11 protein-coding genes and 1 pseudogene are annotated in these 15,585 nt (G+C 71.5%); 9 read left to right on the top strand and 3 right to left on the bottom strand.

Annotated elements, in window-relative coordinates; all coding sequences use genetic code 11:
- Nucleotides 1-33: 33 nt before the first annotated feature.
- On the bottom strand, nt 34-441 hold the full coding sequence (locus tag ACZ60E_RS11340; protein WP_469439638.1) for a DUF6281 family protein: 408 nt from the start codon (nt 439-441) through the stop codon (nt 34-36).
- Nucleotides 442-683: 242 nt separating this feature from the next.
- Between ACZ60E_RS11340 and ACZ60E_RS11335 the strand changes: the two genes are divergently transcribed.
- The 6 genes and pseudogenes from ACZ60E_RS11335 to ACZ60E_RS11310 all read left to right on the top strand — a co-directional run bounded on the left by ACZ60E_RS11335 (nt 684) and on the right by ACZ60E_RS11310 (nt 8,761).
- Nucleotides 684-1,280, top strand: coding sequence for an antibiotic biosynthesis monooxygenase (locus ACZ60E_RS11335; RefSeq protein ID WP_469439636.1), 597 nt, complete (start codon nt 684-686; stop codon nt 1,278-1,280).
- 26 nt (nt 1,281-1,306) lie between these two features.
- Nucleotides 1,307-3,466, top strand: a complete 2,160-nt coding sequence (pabB, locus tag ACZ60E_RS11330) for an aminodeoxychorismate synthase component I (RefSeq protein ID WP_469439635.1) — start codon at nt 1,307-1,309, stop codon at nt 3,464-3,466.
- Nucleotides 3,463-5,067 carry an AMP-binding protein gene (locus ACZ60E_RS11325; RefSeq protein ID WP_469439634.1) on the top strand — a complete coding sequence of 535 codons (1,605 nt, stop codon included), beginning with the start codon at nt 3,463-3,465 and terminating at the stop codon, nt 5,065-5,067. Before pabB ends, ACZ60E_RS11325 begins: the two co-directional genes overlap by 4 nt.
- Before the next feature lie 47 nt (nt 5,068-5,114).
- Nucleotides 5,115-6,707 carry a class I adenylate-forming enzyme family protein gene (locus ACZ60E_RS11320; RefSeq protein WP_469439633.1) on the top strand — a complete coding sequence of 531 codons (1,593 nt, stop codon included), beginning with the start codon at nt 5,115-5,117 and terminating at the stop codon, nt 6,705-6,707.
- 1 nt (nt 6,708) lies between these two features.
- Nucleotides 6,709-7,888: pseudogene (locus ACZ60E_RS11315) on the top strand (FAD-dependent oxidoreductase).
- Between the two features lie 78 nt (nt 7,889-7,966).
- Nucleotides 7,967-8,761 (top strand): aminotransferase class IV, encoded by a 795-nt coding sequence (locus ACZ60E_RS11310; RefSeq protein ID WP_469439632.1) that lies wholly within the window; start codon nt 7,967-7,969, stop codon nt 8,759-8,761.
- A gap of 156 nt (nt 8,762-8,917) precedes the next feature.
- Here the strand turns inward: ACZ60E_RS11310 and ACZ60E_RS11305 are convergent, their stop codons facing one another.
- Nucleotides 8,918-9,424 carry a carboxymuconolactone decarboxylase family protein gene (locus ACZ60E_RS11305; RefSeq protein ID WP_469439630.1) on the bottom strand — a complete coding sequence of 169 codons (507 nt, stop codon included), beginning with the start codon at nt 9,422-9,424 and terminating at the stop codon, nt 8,918-8,920.
- A gap of 176 nt (nt 9,425-9,600) precedes the next feature.
- Here ACZ60E_RS11305 and ACZ60E_RS11300 point away from each other — a divergent pair, with 176 nt between their 5' ends.
- Nucleotides 9,601-11,916, top strand: coding sequence for an MMPL family transporter (locus ACZ60E_RS11300; RefSeq protein WP_469439628.1), 2,316 nt, complete (start codon nt 9,601-9,603; stop codon nt 11,914-11,916).
- A 51-nt stretch (nt 11,917-11,967) separates the two neighbouring features.
- Here the strand turns inward: ACZ60E_RS11300 and ACZ60E_RS11295 are convergent, their stop codons facing one another.
- Nucleotides 11,968-13,443, bottom strand: coding sequence for a hypothetical protein (locus tag ACZ60E_RS11295; protein WP_469439626.1), 1,476 nt, complete (start codon nt 13,441-13,443; stop codon nt 11,968-11,970).
- A gap of 201 nt (nt 13,444-13,644) precedes the next feature.
- Here ACZ60E_RS11295 and ACZ60E_RS11290 point away from each other — a divergent pair, with 201 nt between their 5' ends.
- Together ACZ60E_RS11290 and ACZ60E_RS11285 are read left to right on the top strand one after the other, a co-directional pair.
- A complete protein-coding gene (locus tag ACZ60E_RS11290; protein ID WP_469439624.1) occupies nt 13,645-14,664 on the top strand; it encodes an ArsR/SmtB family transcription factor in 1,020 nt (339 codons plus the stop codon).
- A gap of 43 nt (nt 14,665-14,707) precedes the next feature.
- Nucleotides 14,708-15,520, top strand: coding sequence for an SAM-dependent methyltransferase (locus tag ACZ60E_RS11285; protein WP_469439621.1), 813 nt, complete (start codon nt 14,708-14,710; stop codon nt 15,518-15,520).
- The last annotated feature ends 65 nt before the right edge of the window (nt 15,521-15,585 follow it).

The raw sequence follows: 15,585 nt of genomic DNA, 5'->3' as shown, positions 1-15,585 counted from the left end.
AACAGGACCCTAGACAAGTCCCATCGTTGCAGGTCAGGAGCACTCTCCGCTTATTTGATCAAGCCTCGGACGTCCCACCTCGTGAAAGCGCGAGGTTAGCTGCAGCACGTAGAGGTTGAGTCTGTCCCGACGGCCGGTGTTGACGGGTGTGTCCCGCACGGCGACGGCCGTGCCCGATTCCAGCTCCTCGATCCGGTAGGTCGCGTACGTCTCCGTACCGGCCGTGCCGGCCGACGAGCCCTCGCCGGTGTCCTCGCACGGGGTCCGCCGGCTGCTGCCCAGCTCGTCGCTCACGGTGAAGTCCGCGTGCTGCACCCGCGTGTAGAGCTCGCCGCGGAACCGGACCCCGAACGCGCAGGACGCCGCTGCGCCGCCGCCGTCGTCGCCGGAGGAAACCGTGGTGCAGGCCGCCGCGAAGAAGAGGGACGACGCGGCGAACACCGGAGCGGGCGACCTTCGGAAACCGCGAAAAACGTGATCTCCACCGGCATATTCAGTCGTTGCTATTCCGGGGTCGATGCCGCCACCTCGTTCGAATGTTCGGTAAGTGATTTTCGGAATTCGAAACGCCAGCCAAAGTGCAACAAATCGGTCACAAAGCTGACTGGGAGGGGTATTCCTGGCGGTGGCAGAAACTCTGTTGATACTTGAACAGGGCATCTCGCCTTTCCGTATTCAGTGACGTGGCCAGGAATCCGATAACCCTCACGGTCGCGTATCGGGTGACACCCGGTCGTGAGGCCGAGTTCCACTCGTGGGGGTGGGGCGTGCTGCGCGCCGGAGCGCGGCAACCAGGGTTTCTCGGCGGTGGCGTGCTGGTCGACGGAGAGGCGGAATGGCACGTGGTCTACCGCTTCACCAGCGCGGACGCGGCCCTGGTCTGGGAGACCTCGCCCGAGCGGGCGGACTGGCGGGGCCGCGGGGAGACGCTGGCCCAGGAGACCGGCCGACGGACCGTGCAGGGCTCCAGGGCCTGGTTCGATTCCATGGCCGAGAACGCTTCCGCCGCCGCGGCGGCCCCGCGTCCGCCGCCGAAATGGAAGCTGTGGTTCGTGAATATGAGCGCGGTCTTCCCGCCGGTTCTCCTGTTCAATGTGGCAATTCTTCCTTATCTCGGCAGCCTCAATCCTCTCATCCGCACCCTGCTGCTGTGCCTGGCCGTCGCGGCCATGGTCACGTGGATCCTCATGCCCCGGCTGCAGCGTTTCTTCAAGAAATGGCTGTACCCGCCGCTCCAGGCCATACGTGGACGGCACAAACGCCGGGCTGTGCAAGGCTGAGAACGACGATAAAGGGGGGTGGGCGGGTGAAGACCCTGCTCATCGACAATTACGACTCGTACACGTACAACCTGTACCAGCTGATCGCCGAGGTCAACGGCGAGGAGCCGACGGTGGTCCTCAACGACACCCCGGCGGACGGTCTCCCGGACCTCGCCGCGTTCGACAACGTGGTGGTGTCGCCGGGGCCGGGCCACCCGGAACGGCCCCGTGACTTCGGGATAGGCGCCTCGGTGCTCGCGGAGTCCCCCATCCCGGTCCTGGGCGTCTGCCTCGGACACCAGGGCATCGCGTCGGGCGAGCGGGCCCGGGTGACGGCCGCACCGCAGCCGCGGCACGGGCATCTCTCCAGAATCCGGCACGACGGCGAGGACCTGTTCCGCGGACTGCCGCAGGACTTCACCGCGGTCCGCTACCACTCGCTGTCCGTACGGGAGCCGCTGCCCGCGAGCCTCAAGGGCACCGCCTGGGCGGAGGACGGCGTCCTCATGGGACTGCGGCACCGCACCCGCCCCCTGTGGGGTGTGCAGTTCCACCCGGAGTCCGTCCTCACCGAGTTCGGCCACCGGCTGTTCCAGAACTTCCGGAGCCTCACCGTGGCCCGGCCGCGCACGGTCCGACGGGCCACGTCCCCGGTGCCCGGGCCCTGTACCGCGAACAGCGCGGCCACGCTCCTCGTGCCCCGGCCCCGGCGGCCCGCACCGCCCGGCTTCCGGCTGCACACCCGCCGGATCGAGGCAGCCGTGGACGCCGAGACGGCCTTCACCCGGATGTGCGGCGACGCGCCGAGAGCGTTCTGGCTCGACAGCGCGCGGGTCGAGGAGGGGCAGTCCCGCTTCTCGTTCTTCGGCGACGGCACGGGTCCGCTGGCCGAGTTCGTACGCTACGACGTCGAGCGCGGCCTCTGCGAGATCGAGCGGACGGGCCGGCCCACGCGCAAGGTCCGGGCGGGCGTCTTCGACTATCTGAAGCGGCAGTTGGCGACCCGCCGGGTCGACGCCGGTGAGCTGCCCTTCGACTTCACCGGCGGCTACGTCGGCTGGTTCGGGTACGAGGTGAAGGCCGACTGCGGCTCGCCCAACCGCCACCGGGCCGAGACCCCGGACGCCTGCTGGCTCTTCGCCGACAGGCTCGTCGCGGTCGACCACCGGGACGAACACACCTACGCCGTCTGCCTGGCGGAGAACACCCCGCAGGGGACCCGGGACGCCACCGACTGGCTCGACGGCGCGGTCGAGCAGCTGAGCTTCGTGCCGCAGTCCGGTCCCGCTCCCGTACCGCCGTCCGCCGCCGAGCCCGATCCGCGTGCCGCCGAACCGTGGCTGGTCCGCGACCGCGCGACCTACCTCGCCGACGTCGAGGCCTGCCGGCGCGAGCTGACCGCCGGCACCAGCTACGAGATCTGCCTGACCAACGCCGCCGAACTGCCCGCGCCCGCCGACCCGCTGGCCTACTACCGGGTGCTCCGGCGCATCAACCCGGCCCCCTACGCCGCCTACCTCGACTTCGGCGAGGTGACCGTGGCCGGGGCGTCCCCCGAGCGGTTCCTGCGGATCACCCGCGACGGCGTCGCCGAGGCCAGGCCCATCAAGGGCACCGCCCCTCGCGACAGCCGCCCGCAGGAGGACGCCCGCCTGCGGGACGCGCTCGCCACCGACGCCAAGACGCGCGCCGAGAACCTGATGATCGTCGACCTGCTCCGCAACGACCTGGGCCGTGTCTGCGAGACCGCGACGGTCCACGTCCCCCGGCTGATGGCCACGGAGACGTACGCCACCGTCCACCAGCTCGTCTCCACCGTCGAGGGCCGGCTCCGCGCGGGCGTCGACGCGGTGGACTGCGTCCGCGCCTGCTTCCCCGGCGGCTCCATGACCGGAGCGCCGAAACTGCGCACGATGGAGATCATCGACACGCTGGAGACCGAGGCCCGCGGCGTCTACTCCGGCGCTCTCGGCTACCTCGGCTGCAGCGGCGGAGCCGACCTCAACATCGTCATCCGCACCGCCGTCCTCACCGGCGGCCGGATGCGCCTGGGCGCGGGCGGCGCCATCGTCCTCGATTCCGACCCCGAGGCGGAGTACGACGAGATGCTGCTGAAGGCCGCCGCGCAACTGCGGGCCCGTCGCGAGGCCACCGCCACCCCGCCCGCCGCTCTGCCCGCCTCGCTGCCGGAGCGGGTGCGGTGACGCCCCCGACCTCCGCCCCGAGCCCCGCCGGCACGGCCGCTCCCGGATCTGCGGAGACCGCCGAGGCCACCCGGACCGCCGAGGCCACCGAGGGCGGCAACCTGGCCGCCGCGCTCGCCTCGCTGGCCGAGCGGCGGGGCTGGACCGACCGGCCCGCCTTCCACCAGGACCACCGGTCCTGGACCCACGGCGAGGTGCACGACCTCGCGTCGCGCGCCGCCGGTGTCCTGGCCGGGCACGGCGTCCGCCCCGGCGACCGGGTGCTGCTCGCGCTGCCCGACTCCCTCGCCTGGGTGACGGCCTTCCTCGCCACCGCCCGGCTCGGCGCGATCGCGGTCCTCGTCAACCCCGAACTGACCGCGGCCGACCACGCGTTCATGGCCGACGACGCCGGAGCCGACCTCTGCGTCACCGGACCGGGCCTCGAAGAGCGCTTCGCCGGCCGGACCCGGCTGGGCGCCGACCTGCTCCTGGCGCTCACCCACGGCGCCCCGCCGGCCACCGGCGCCCATCCGGCCGGCCCGCGCACCCCGCTCTACCTCCAGTACACCTCCGGCACGACCGGCACCCCCAAGGGGGTCGTGCACTGCCACGGCGACCCCGGGACCTACCACGAACTCATCGGCGAGCGGCTGCTGCGCGTCACCCCGGACGACGTCACCCTGTCCGTGTCGAAGCTGTTCTTCGCCTACGGCTTCGGCAACACCTTCGCCTTCCCGCTCTTCTCGGGCTCCTCGGCCGTACTCGTCGACCGGCGCCCCTCGCCCGCGACGGTGGACGAACTCGTCGCCCGCCACCGGGTCACCCTGCTCTACTCCGTCCCCTCGGCGTACGCGGCACTGGTCGCCGACCGCGCCGACCGGCACGCCGCCTGCTTCGCCTCCGTACGCGCGGCCGTGTCGGCGGGGGAGGGCATGCCCGCCGGGCTCGGCGAACGCGTCACCGAGCTGCTCGGCGCGCCCGTACTGGAACAGATCGGCTCCACCGAGGCCGGACACGCCTTCTGCGCCAACAGCGTCGACGACAACACACCGGGCACCGTCGGCCGGCCGGTGCCCGGCTTCGACCTGGAGCTGCGGGACCGCGCGGGGTGCCCCGCGCCGGACGGCACCGAGGGTGAACTCTTCGTACGCGGACCGACGTTGACACCCGGCTACCTGAACCTGCCCGAGGAGACGGAACGCGTCCTGGCCGGCGGCTGGCTCGCCACCCGGGACCGCGCGCTGCGCACGGTGGACGGCACGTACCGCGTGCTGGGCAGGACCGACGACATGGAGCTGGTCGGCGGCATCACCGTTTCCCCGCTGGAGGTGGAAGCCGTACTGCGCAGGCATCCCGCCGTACGTGAGGTCGCCGTCGCGTCCGCCACCGACGAACGCGGGGCCAGCGCCCTGCGGGCCTATGTCGTCATCGGCGTCTCCTCGACGGCCGCCCCGACCTTCGCGGCCACCAGGGCCGACCTGCAGACTTCCCTCATGGCCCTGGCCCGTGAACACCTCGCCGCGTTCAAGGTGCCCAGGACCATCCACGTGGTGCCGTCGCTGCCCCGCACCCCGACCGGCAAGCTCCGCCGTCACCTCGTACGCCGGGGGGCGTGGTGACCGTCACCGCGGCCGTGGACGCCCACGCCGCAGCAAGGAACAGGCCCATGTCACCAGCACAGCACCTGCTGTCCGACCGCGGCTTCCGTCTCGGCCCGATGTTCGCACGGGCCGCCGCCCGCCACGGAGCCGTCCCGGTCACCCTGGACCGCCAACTGGACGTCGCCCCCGACCTCGGGCTCGACCTCACCTATCCGCAACTGGGCGCACTGGTAGCCGACTTGTCGGCCCGGCTGTGGGCGGCCGGGGTCAGGCCCTCCGAGCACGTCGCCGTCCACAAGAGCGACAACTTCGACATCGTCCTGCTGGCCTGTGCGATCTCCCGGATCGGCGCCGTACCGGTCCTGCTCTCGCCCGACCTCGCGGGCCCGGTCGTCGAACAGCTCCTCAAGCGGCTGAGCGAGCCCTGGCTGATCACCGACCGGGCCAAGCTCACCGGCCCGCTCAGCGACATCGACCTCACGGGAGCGGTCCTGCGGACGCTCGGGGTGGACGACGCGCCCGGTGCCGTCCCGCTGGACACGTACCTCGGCGCCCCGCCCCACGGGCCCGTCCGGCTGCACCCCCGCGAACCCGCGCTCATCACCCACAGCTCGGGCACGACCGGTGTCCCGAAACTCGCCGTGCACTGCGCGAACAGCATGTGGAACCGTCTCGTACCGCAGAAGGCCATGGGCTGGCCCACCCGGGGCGAGCGGGCCGCCCTGCACCTGTCCTTCGTGCACTCCCGCTTCTACCATCTGCTGGGCGTCCTGCTGCACTTCGGCAGCCCGCTGCTCCTCCTCACCGACCCCGAACCCGCCGCCGCGGGCCCACTGCTGGCCCGCCACCGCCCCGGCATCGTCGAGACCCACCCCAACACCTTCGTGCTGTGGGAGGAACTGGCCGACGCGCCCGGCGCTCCGCTGGCCCGCGTCCGCTCGTACGGCAGCACCTTCGACGCCATCCATCCGCGGACCGTGCAACGGCTCCTCGGCGCGTCCGAGCGGCGCTCGCCCTGGCTGATGCAGCTGTACGGGCAGAGCGAGACGGGCCCGGTCGCCTTCCAGTGGTACACCCGGCGCGGCGCGGCCCGCGCCGACGGCCGCCGGGTCGGCATCGGCATCCCCGGCTTCACCCGGGTCCGTATCGCCGACGGCGCGGGACGACCGGCCCGGCCCGGCACCCCCGGCCGCATCGAGGCGCGCACCCGGGGCCGCATCCTCACCTACCTCGGCGCGCGGCAGAGTTACGACCGCCAACTGGACGGCGACTGGTGGCAGATGGGCGACATGGGGCATCGCAGCCGGTGGGGCGCGCTGTATCTGATCGACCGCGAGATCGACCGGATCGACGCCGTGCACAGCAACCTGGAGATCGAGGACACCCTGATGTCCCGCCTCGACGAACTGCGCGAGGTCGTCATCGTGCCCGGCGCCGACCGCGAACCGGTGCCCGCGGTGTGCGTCCGGCGCGAACAGCCCCTCGACCCGGTGCGCTGGCGGGAGGCCACCGCGGACCTGCCCGAGCTGGCGGAACCACGGCAGTGGCGTTTCGAGGACCTGCCGATGACCTCCACCTGGAAGGTCAGGCGCCTCGAGATCACCCGCATGCTCACCGAGGACGCCGCCGCGCCCGCCGACCTGTCCGGCGGTGCCTGACATGGACCCCGTCGTCGTGGTCGGCGCCGGCCCCGTGGGAATGTCGGCCGCGCTCGGCCTGCGCGCCCGCGGACTGCCGGTCACCGTCCTCGAAGCGGAGCCGCGAGGACGCACCCGGCCCGGCAGCCGGGCCCTGTTCGTGCACAAGGAGACACTGCGGCTGCTCGACGACATGCGGCCGGGCCTCGCCGCCCGCGTCGCCGAGTACGGACGGACCTGGCAGACCCGGCGCACCCTGTACCGGGGCCGCGAGGTGTACGCGCGGACGTTCCCGCCGCCCTCCTTCCCGCCCCCCTTCACCAGCCTGCGCCAGGTGGACACCGAACGGCTGCTGCTCGCCGCCTGCGAGGCGGCCGGGGTGGAGTTCGTGTGGGACGCGCGCGTGGCGGCCGTCAGGGTCACCGCCAGCTCAGCCGTGGTGAGCTGCGAGGACGGCCGCGGCTGGACGGCGGGCCACGTCGTCGCCGCGGACGGCGCCCGCTCGGCCGTCCGGCAGGAGCTGGGCATCCGGATGGAGGGCACCAGCTCGGCCGGGTTCCACGTCGTGGTGGACGTCGCCGACATCCCCGGGGCCGAACTCCCGCTGGAACGCATCTTCCACTACGAGCACCCGGGCGTCGGCGGCCGCAGTGTCATGCGGGTCCCGTTCACCGGCGGGTTCCAGCTCGATCTGCAGTGCCGGGACGACGACCGCCAGGAGTCCTGGGGCACCGAGCAGGCGGTACGGGAGTGGCTGCCCGCGGTCGTGGGGGAGGGGTACGCCGAACGGATCCTGTGGGTGTCGACCTACCGTTTCCTGCGCAAGGTGGCGGCGGACTTCACCGATCCGGGGCACCGGGTGCTGCTCGTCGGCGAGGCCGCCCACCTCTTCCCGCCGTTCGGCGCCCGCGGCATGAACAGCGGCATCGCGGACGCGGCGGCGGCAGCGCAGGCCGTGGCCGACGGCACGAGGGAGGCGGTCGCGCGGTTCGCGGCGGCCCGGCGCACGGCGGCCCTGTTCAACAGCGAGGCGGCCGGGGCGGCCCTCGCCCACCTTCGGCCGCGGAGCCGGATCGTACGGGCGAAACAGCGGACGGCGGCGGCTCTCGCCCCCGTTACTGCCGTGGTGCGGGACCTGGCTGGAGCATGCTCCTTACGGCCCCAGACACGGCTCACCGGCGAGTGCCGGCCGGAAGTACTGATCATGCGGACGAGCCCGGGATGAATCCGGACGCGTCGGCGGACGTACTGACGGATGTACTGAGAGGAGAGATTCTTTGATGACACAACCGGCAACCGCAGAAGGACTGTTGGCGTGGGTGCCCGGCCACGGGCTGATCGCGGGTCTCGCGGCCGACACACAGCTGCTGGTCGCGGACTCCTGGCTGCTCAGGGACGGACAGGTGCGCGGCCTCGACCGGCACCGGGAGCGGTTCCTGCGGGCCTGCGGCGACTGCGGAGGGCCATCTCTCCACCAACTGACCGAGTTCTGGCGGGACATGACGGCAGCGCTGCCCCGCACGGGATCCTGGTTCCCGCGCGTCGAGCTGGTGGCCGGCTCCCTCCAGCTGAGACTGCTCCTGAGGCACGCCCCGCCCCTCGCCCCGGAGGTGCGGGTGTGGGCGGCGGGCCAGCCCGACCCGCGTACCGTGCCGCGCCGCAAGGGACCGGACCTGGACGTCCTGGCCCGGGTGCGGCAGCGGGCGTCCGGACAGGGCGCGCAGGAGGCGGTGCTGATCGCCCCGTCCGGCCTGGTGCTGGAGGCGGCCACCTCCAGCGTCCTGTGGTGGGAGGACGACGTCCTGTGCCTGCCCCCGCCGCAGCTGCCGATCCTGGCCGGCATCACCACGGGCCTCGTCCAGGAGCACGCCCTGCGCAGCGGGATCGAGCTGGCCCACCGCGAACGGAACCTGGACCAGCTGGCCGGCCGCGAGGTGTGGCTGGTGAACGCCCTGCACGGAATCCGTCCGGTGGCCGGCTGGGAGGGACGGCCCATGGAAGCGGGCCCGGCTCCCCGCGCGAAGGAATGGCAGGAATGGCTGGACGGCCGTATGGAACCCCTACCGGCTGACTGACCGGTCGACCCACTGGCTGGTCGGCCGATTGGCCGGCCGGGTGGCCGGGTGGCCGGGGAATTCACCAGAAAAAGGCGCGCGCCGGACCGATCGAATTCGGCCCGGCGCGCAAAGCCATATACCGATCAGTGAATCCTTCGAGGGCTGCCGGAATTCCTACTGGGCCGGCTTCGGCTGATAACCGCCCGGAACCATCCGCGTGGCGATCGCGATGCGGTTGTACGCGTTGATGACGGTGGCCGCCCAGATCAGTGCCGCGGTCTGCGCCTCGTCGAAGACCTCGGCGGCCCGCGCGTAGACCGCGTCAGGGACCTGGCCGTCGTGCACCAGCGTCACCGCCTCGGCCAACGCCAGCGCGGCACGCTCCCGGTCGCTGAAGAAGGGCGTCTCCCGCCAGGCGTTGAGCGCGTACACCCGCTGCTCGCTCTCGCCCCGCGCACGGGCGTCTGTCGCGTGCATGTCGATACAGAACGCACAGCCGTTGATCTGCGACGCGCGAATCCGCACCAGCTCCAGCAGTTCCGGCTCGACCTTCGCGTCCCGCGCCGCCGAAACGGCCGCGCCGTGCAGCGCGCCCATTGCCGCGGACACATCGGGGGTTGTCTTCTTGAGCGCCACGCGGGGTACGGATTCGGCGGATTCGACGACGTCTGCTCTTTTCATGAGGCGACTCTATCCGCACCGAATGAGGTGTGCGGCGAATTCAAAACACTGCGAACAGCGGGCCGTCGTCCGAGCGGAGTTTCCGCGCAGAGTTTCCACGCGAGGCTTCCGCAGGACGACGTGATCGAGACGTTGTTCAATGGACGAGTCCGACACATGACGTCGTAGGAGTGCGTATGTCATCGACGGAGTCCAGCTCAGGAGGGGGGCGGGACGCAGCGGGGAGGCTGCGCAGGCTGGGGGAGTGGTGTGCCCGGCATTTCGTGATCGTCATCGTGGCCTGGCTGGTCGTCCTCGCGGCCGTGCAGGTCCTGAACCGGTCGTTCGGCGGGGAGTACTCGGACGACTTCTCCCTCTCCGGCGTCCAGTCGCAGCAGGGCCAGGACGTCCTGAGACAGCACGATCCGGCGGCGGGCGGCTACAGCAGCCAGATCGTGCTGCGCGACGGCAAGCAACCGCTGACCTCGGTGAGTTCGCAGCTGGGGCAGACGGTCACCGACCTGCAGAAACTGCCGCACGTCCTGGCCGTGCAGAACCCGCTGACGGCCCAGAACTCCCAGCAGTCCAGCCAGCAGTCCTCCCAGCAGTCCTCCGCCCCGTCCTCCCAGCCGTCCTCAGCCCCGTCGTCCCAGCCGTCGTCGGGACAGTCCCCGCAGCAGAACGTGGGCCCGCTCTCCGGCGACGGCAAGACCGGATACATCACCGTCCGCTTCGACGTACAGCCGTCCACGCTCGGCGACTCGTACCTCGACGGCGTGGACACCTCGGTCGAACCCCTGCGAGCCGCGGGAGTCGACGTCGAGTACGGCGGACCGCTCGGCGAACTCGCCAGACCCGCCCCCGACGACCGGGTCAGCGAGCTGATCGGATTCGCTGTGGCGATCGTGGTCCTGCTCGTCGGCTTCGGCAGTGTCCTCGCGGCGGGCATCCCGCTGCTGACGGCCCTGATCAGTGCCCTCGGCGGGCTGGCCTGCCTGGGACTGCTGGCCGCGGCCTTCACCTTCGCCACGGTGTCACCGACGCTGGCCACCATGATCGGGCTCGGCGTCGGCATCGACTACGCGCTCTTCCTCATCACCCGGCACCGGCAGAACCTCATGGACGGCGACGATCCGGTGCGGGCGGCGGGACGGGCCACCGCCACGAGCGGCCGGGCGGTACTCGTCTCCGGCTGCACGGTCATCGTCGCCCTGGGCGGACTGTCGGTCTCCGGCGTCGCCTTCATCGGGAAACTGGGCGTCGCCGCGGCCGTGACGGTCGTCTCGGCCGTCGTCGGCGCGCTGACGCTCGTACCCGCCCTCCTGGGCCTCATCGGTCACCGCATCGACCGCTACCGGGTGCGGCGCCCCGTCGCGGAGACGGACGCGGAACCGGGAGCCCCCGCCCACGGCACCTGGCACCGCTACGCCCGGCGCGTACAACGGCGGCCCTGGTGGTTCCTGGCGGGCGGTACCGTCACCGTGCTCGTCCTCGCCATTCCGCTGCTCTCGATCCAACTGGGTCACATCGGGGACGGCGCGGACCCGAAGTCGTTCACGGACCGGCGGGCCTACGACATCATGGCGCAGGCCTTCGGGCCCGGCTCCAACGGCCCGCTGACCGTCGTCGTGGACCAGACGGGTGTGCCCTCCGACCAGCGGTCGTCGCTCAAGACACAGGTGCAGAAGTCACTCACCGATGTGCCGGGTGCCGCCACGACCACCCCGCTCACCGCCACCCAGGACGGAGACGTGCTGGTCGCCACCGTCTACTCGAAACAGGCCCCGCAGAGCGCCGACACGACCGACCTGACCAACCGTCTGGTCGACCGGACCCTGCCCCAGGCCGTCTCGGGAACCGACGCCAAGGGCTATGTCACCGGTACCACGGCAGCCCAGGTCGACTTCCGTGACATCGTCGCGGAACGCCTCCCGCTGATCATCGCGGTGGTCGTCGCCCTGGCCTTCCTGATCATCCTGATGGTCTTCCGCGGCCTGCTGGTCGCCCTCAAGGCCGCGGTCCTCAACGTCCTGTCGATCGCGGCCTCGTACGGCGTGGTCGTCGCCGTGTTCCAGTGGGGCTGGGGCGGCCCCGCCCTCGGCGTGGACGGAAAGGTGCCCATCGAGAGTTACGTACCGATGATGATGTTCGCCATCATCTTCGGCCTCAGCATGGACTACGAGATCTTCCTGCTGTCCCGGGTGCACGAGGCCTGGCTGCACACCGGTGACGCGAAGGCGAGCGTCGCCCACGCCCTGGAGATCACCGCCCGGGTCATCACCTGCGCGGCCCTGATCATGGTGAGCGTCTTCGCCGCGTTCATCGTCAGCGACAACATCGTCGTCAAGATGCTCGGACTCGGCCTCGCGGTGAGCGTCCTGATCGACGCCACGGTCGTACGCCTGCTCCTCGTCCCCGCGGTCATGACCCTGCTCGGCCGTCACGCCTGGTGGACCCCCGGATGGCTCGACCGGATCATGCCCCATGTGGATCCGGAGGGCGATCACAGCTGACCGGGGGCCGTGGCGGGCGGACGCACAGGGCGTACGCGGCGGGCGGGTTGCTCAGGGAGCGATGCCCACACCGTCGATCCGGCTCCAGGCCTTCTCCTGGCCGGACGTCATGGCCGGCCAACGCAGGCCGCCCGGACGGGCGTTGACCTTCGAGGCGTACGAACCGGGCCGGAAGCCCGGGTCGTAGAAGCAGCCGGTGCCGTGGTCGGCGTCGAAGGCGGGGCAGGACGCGGCGACCGACTTCGGCGTCGGCTTCCTGCCCGTGCGCACCCAGGAGTCCAGCGCGGAGATCGAGGTGGCGTACTCGGAGTCGCTCAGCCCGCTGTGCTCGCTCTCCCGCGAGAACGTCTGCACGAGGTACCGGTCCCGGCCCGCGCCCCGGAGGCTGTCCCGGTACGCCGACTCGTGCTCGACGAACGCCGTCGGGTCGTCGATCGCGTGGAGCGTGAGCACCGGGATGTCGACCTTGCCCGTCAGGTCACTGTCGTACGAGAGGTCGCGCACGGCGGTGGGGTCGGCGGAGAAGCGCTCGACGCCCGCGTTGAGCGCCTTGTCGTTGTGGGACCCGGAGTAGCGCACACCCTGGTTGCTGAACGGATTGCGGCCGCCGAGCCGGTTGTGCACGATGTCGCGGAAGGTGAACGTGGCGAACCGCAGATGCGACTCCAGCGTGCGCTCGGGCACTCCCGTGACACCGAGGATGTCGTCCAGATTGCGCTGCTGCGCAGCGGTCCGGTCCTGCGGCGCGGACTCGAAGCCCGTGCACTCCTGCAGTCGCGCGCCGAGCCCGGCGGACGTCATGGTCGAGCCCTCCCGCAACCCCTCCCACAACGGGTACTGGGCCTCGGTGGGACGGGGATGGTTCTGGCAGTAGTACTGGTAGACCACGCGCAGATCCACCCGGTAGTCGTACCCGCGCGACCCGCCGCCGAGGACTCCGTTGGTCAGCAGCGCCCCGTCGTAGGGGCCGTGCTTCCCGGCGCCGTAGGTCTCCACGACCTTCGCGGCGACATCGCCGCCCCAGGACTGGCCGTGCACGTACGTCCGCTTCGGTGTGCCGAACTCCTCGACGAACAGCCGGCGCACCTTCTCCGTGTCGGCGGCGGCCATCCGGGTCCCGTACCCACCGCGACGGTACGACGAGCCGGCCCACGCGTAGCCCTCGTCCACCATCACCGACCAGCGCTCCAGGTCACCCGTGCTGCGCTCCGGGTCGGACTCCGCGCCGAGGTCGGGGCCGCCGTGCGCGTGCACGACGAGGGATCTGTTCCAGTTCTTCGGGACGGCCATCGCGTAGTAGGCGCCGTCGGCGTCCCGGCCGGTGTAGCAGGTGGCCTTGCCGGCGAGGTTCGCCGGACACTCCACGGCCGCCGGAGCGGTCGCGGTCGTGGCCGTCGTCGCGGAGGCCGGCCCGGAGAGGGTGCCGAGGAGGATTCCCGCGATGCCCGCGGCGACCGCCGCCCGGCGGCGCCGCAGGAAACCGGACCCGCCCTGGATCTCCGACGTACGCGGCCTCGTCCTGTCCATGACGTGCTCTCCCTCTCCTCGGCGGCGCACCGTTGCGCGGCGGGGCCGATGCTAAGGAGCGGCGCGGCGAAAACCCATGGCTTGATCATTACGTTCATTGAGTTCGTGATCGGACCGTGCGCGACCGGAGCCCCGGGCCGCCGCGGCGGCCGTGAGATCCTGCTCCTGCGTCCGGAGCTCCGTGACTCGGGGGGATCATCCGTGCTCCACATACATTTCTCCACGGCGGATCTCAGCCGGATCCGTATCGCCCAGGACCCGGACCCGGCCTGGGAGATCCTGCTGAGCCTCCACGCCCTGGGAGGCCCGCCCGACCACGTGGTCTTCGGCCCCTGGCGGTCCGAGACGCTGACCCGCGTCGACTCCTCGACGCGCATGCTGCTCGCGCTGGCGCCACCCCGCGGGTACTCGCCCGACTTCCTCACCCCCGCCGGTGCCCCCGACGTGCGCTCCGCCGTGGACGCCGTGGTCAGTACCGGCCGCAGGCGGCTGCGTGCCGACCTCGCCCAGTTCGCCGTCCGGCGCAGGACACCGTCCTGGACGCGGCTGATGGCGGAGGGCGACACCGAGACGATGGACCGGCTCGGCAGCGCCCTGAACCGCTACCACGACCGTGTGCTCGCCCGCCGCTGGGACCGCATCCGCGCGGTGACCGAGGCCGAACGAAGCCTGCGCGCCCGCGACTTCCTGGACGGCGGAGCCGAGAGACTCCTCGGCGGTCTCGGCCCCCTGGTCCGCTGGGAGGCCCCGGTGCTGACGGTGGACTACCCCCTCCACCAGGAGCTGCGACTCCGGGGCAGGGGACTGCGGCTGGTTCCCTCGTACTTCTGCTGGCGAAGGCCCATCACCCTGCTCGACGAGGAGCTGACACCGGTCCTCGTCTATCCGGCCAACCGCGGCCTGCACCTGCTCACGGGACCCGAACGGCCGGGCCGGTCGGCGCTGGCCCGGCTCCTGGGACGAACCCGGGCGTCCGTGCTGGAGGAGATCGCCCTGTCCGGCGGAACGACGGGCGCGGACATCGCGCGGCGGCTCGGCATGTCACCCGTGTCGGCGGGCGAGCACACCGCCGTCCTGCGGAGCACCGGACTGATCGCCACGCACCGGGGCGCCGACATCGCGCGGCACACCCTGACCCCGCTCGGCCTGGCACTGATCGAGGGACACCTGCCGATCGGCGACCTGCCGTACGGGACAGGGGCGCCGGGCCCGGAGCACTGACATACTCCACGACCAACGAAGCTTGTCCTCAAGGAGGTTGCCGGTGACCCAGGACCCGTCCGCTCCCGACGAAGCGGCGTTGGCGAAGATCGACTCCACGGTGCCGCACTCGGCCCGGATCTGGAACTACTGGCTCGGCGGCAAGGACAACTACCCCGTCGACCACGCGGCGGGCGACGCGTTCCGCCAGGTCTTCGGAGGCATCACCGACCTCGCCCGCGGCTCACGTGCCTTCCTCGGCCGGGCCGTGCGTCATCTGGCGGGCGAGGCGGGAATCCGGCAGTTCCTCGACATCGGCACCGGACTGCCGACCGTCGACAACACCCACGAGATCGCCCAGCGGGTGGCCCCCGAGGCACGCGTCGTCTACGTGGACAACGACCCCCTGGTCCTCGCCCACGCCCGGGTGCTGCTGACCAGCACACCGGAAGGCGCGACGGACTACGTCGACGCCGACCTGCACGACCCCGCGACCGTCCTGCGGGAAGCGTCGAGGACCCTGGATCTCACACGGCCGGTCGCGCTGACGCTGATGCAGGTCAGCGGACACATCGCCGACTACGACGAAGCACGCCGTATCGTCGGCACGCTGATGGCGGCGCTCCCCTCCGGCAGCTACTTCGCGTTCAACGACAGCGTGGACACCAACAAGGGCAACGCCGAGGCCACCCGCCTCTACAACGAGAGCGGCGCGGCACCGTACCACCTGCGCAGCCCGCAGCAACTGGCCGGATTCTTCGAGGGGTTGGAGCTGCTCGCCCCCGGTGTGGTCCCCATCGACGACTGGCGCCCCGACCATGGCGAGGAGCGCGCCGCCGACGTGATCGCGCTGGGCGGCGTCGCACGCAAACCCTGAACCGGGCGATGCGGGGAGGCCTGACAGAACCGGAGAGCCCCGAGCCGCCGGGACATCGGCGGCAC

The organism is Streptomyces sp. NPDC102514 (assembly GCF_055584525.1).
This window is presented reverse-complemented; position numbering and strand designations above follow the sequence as displayed.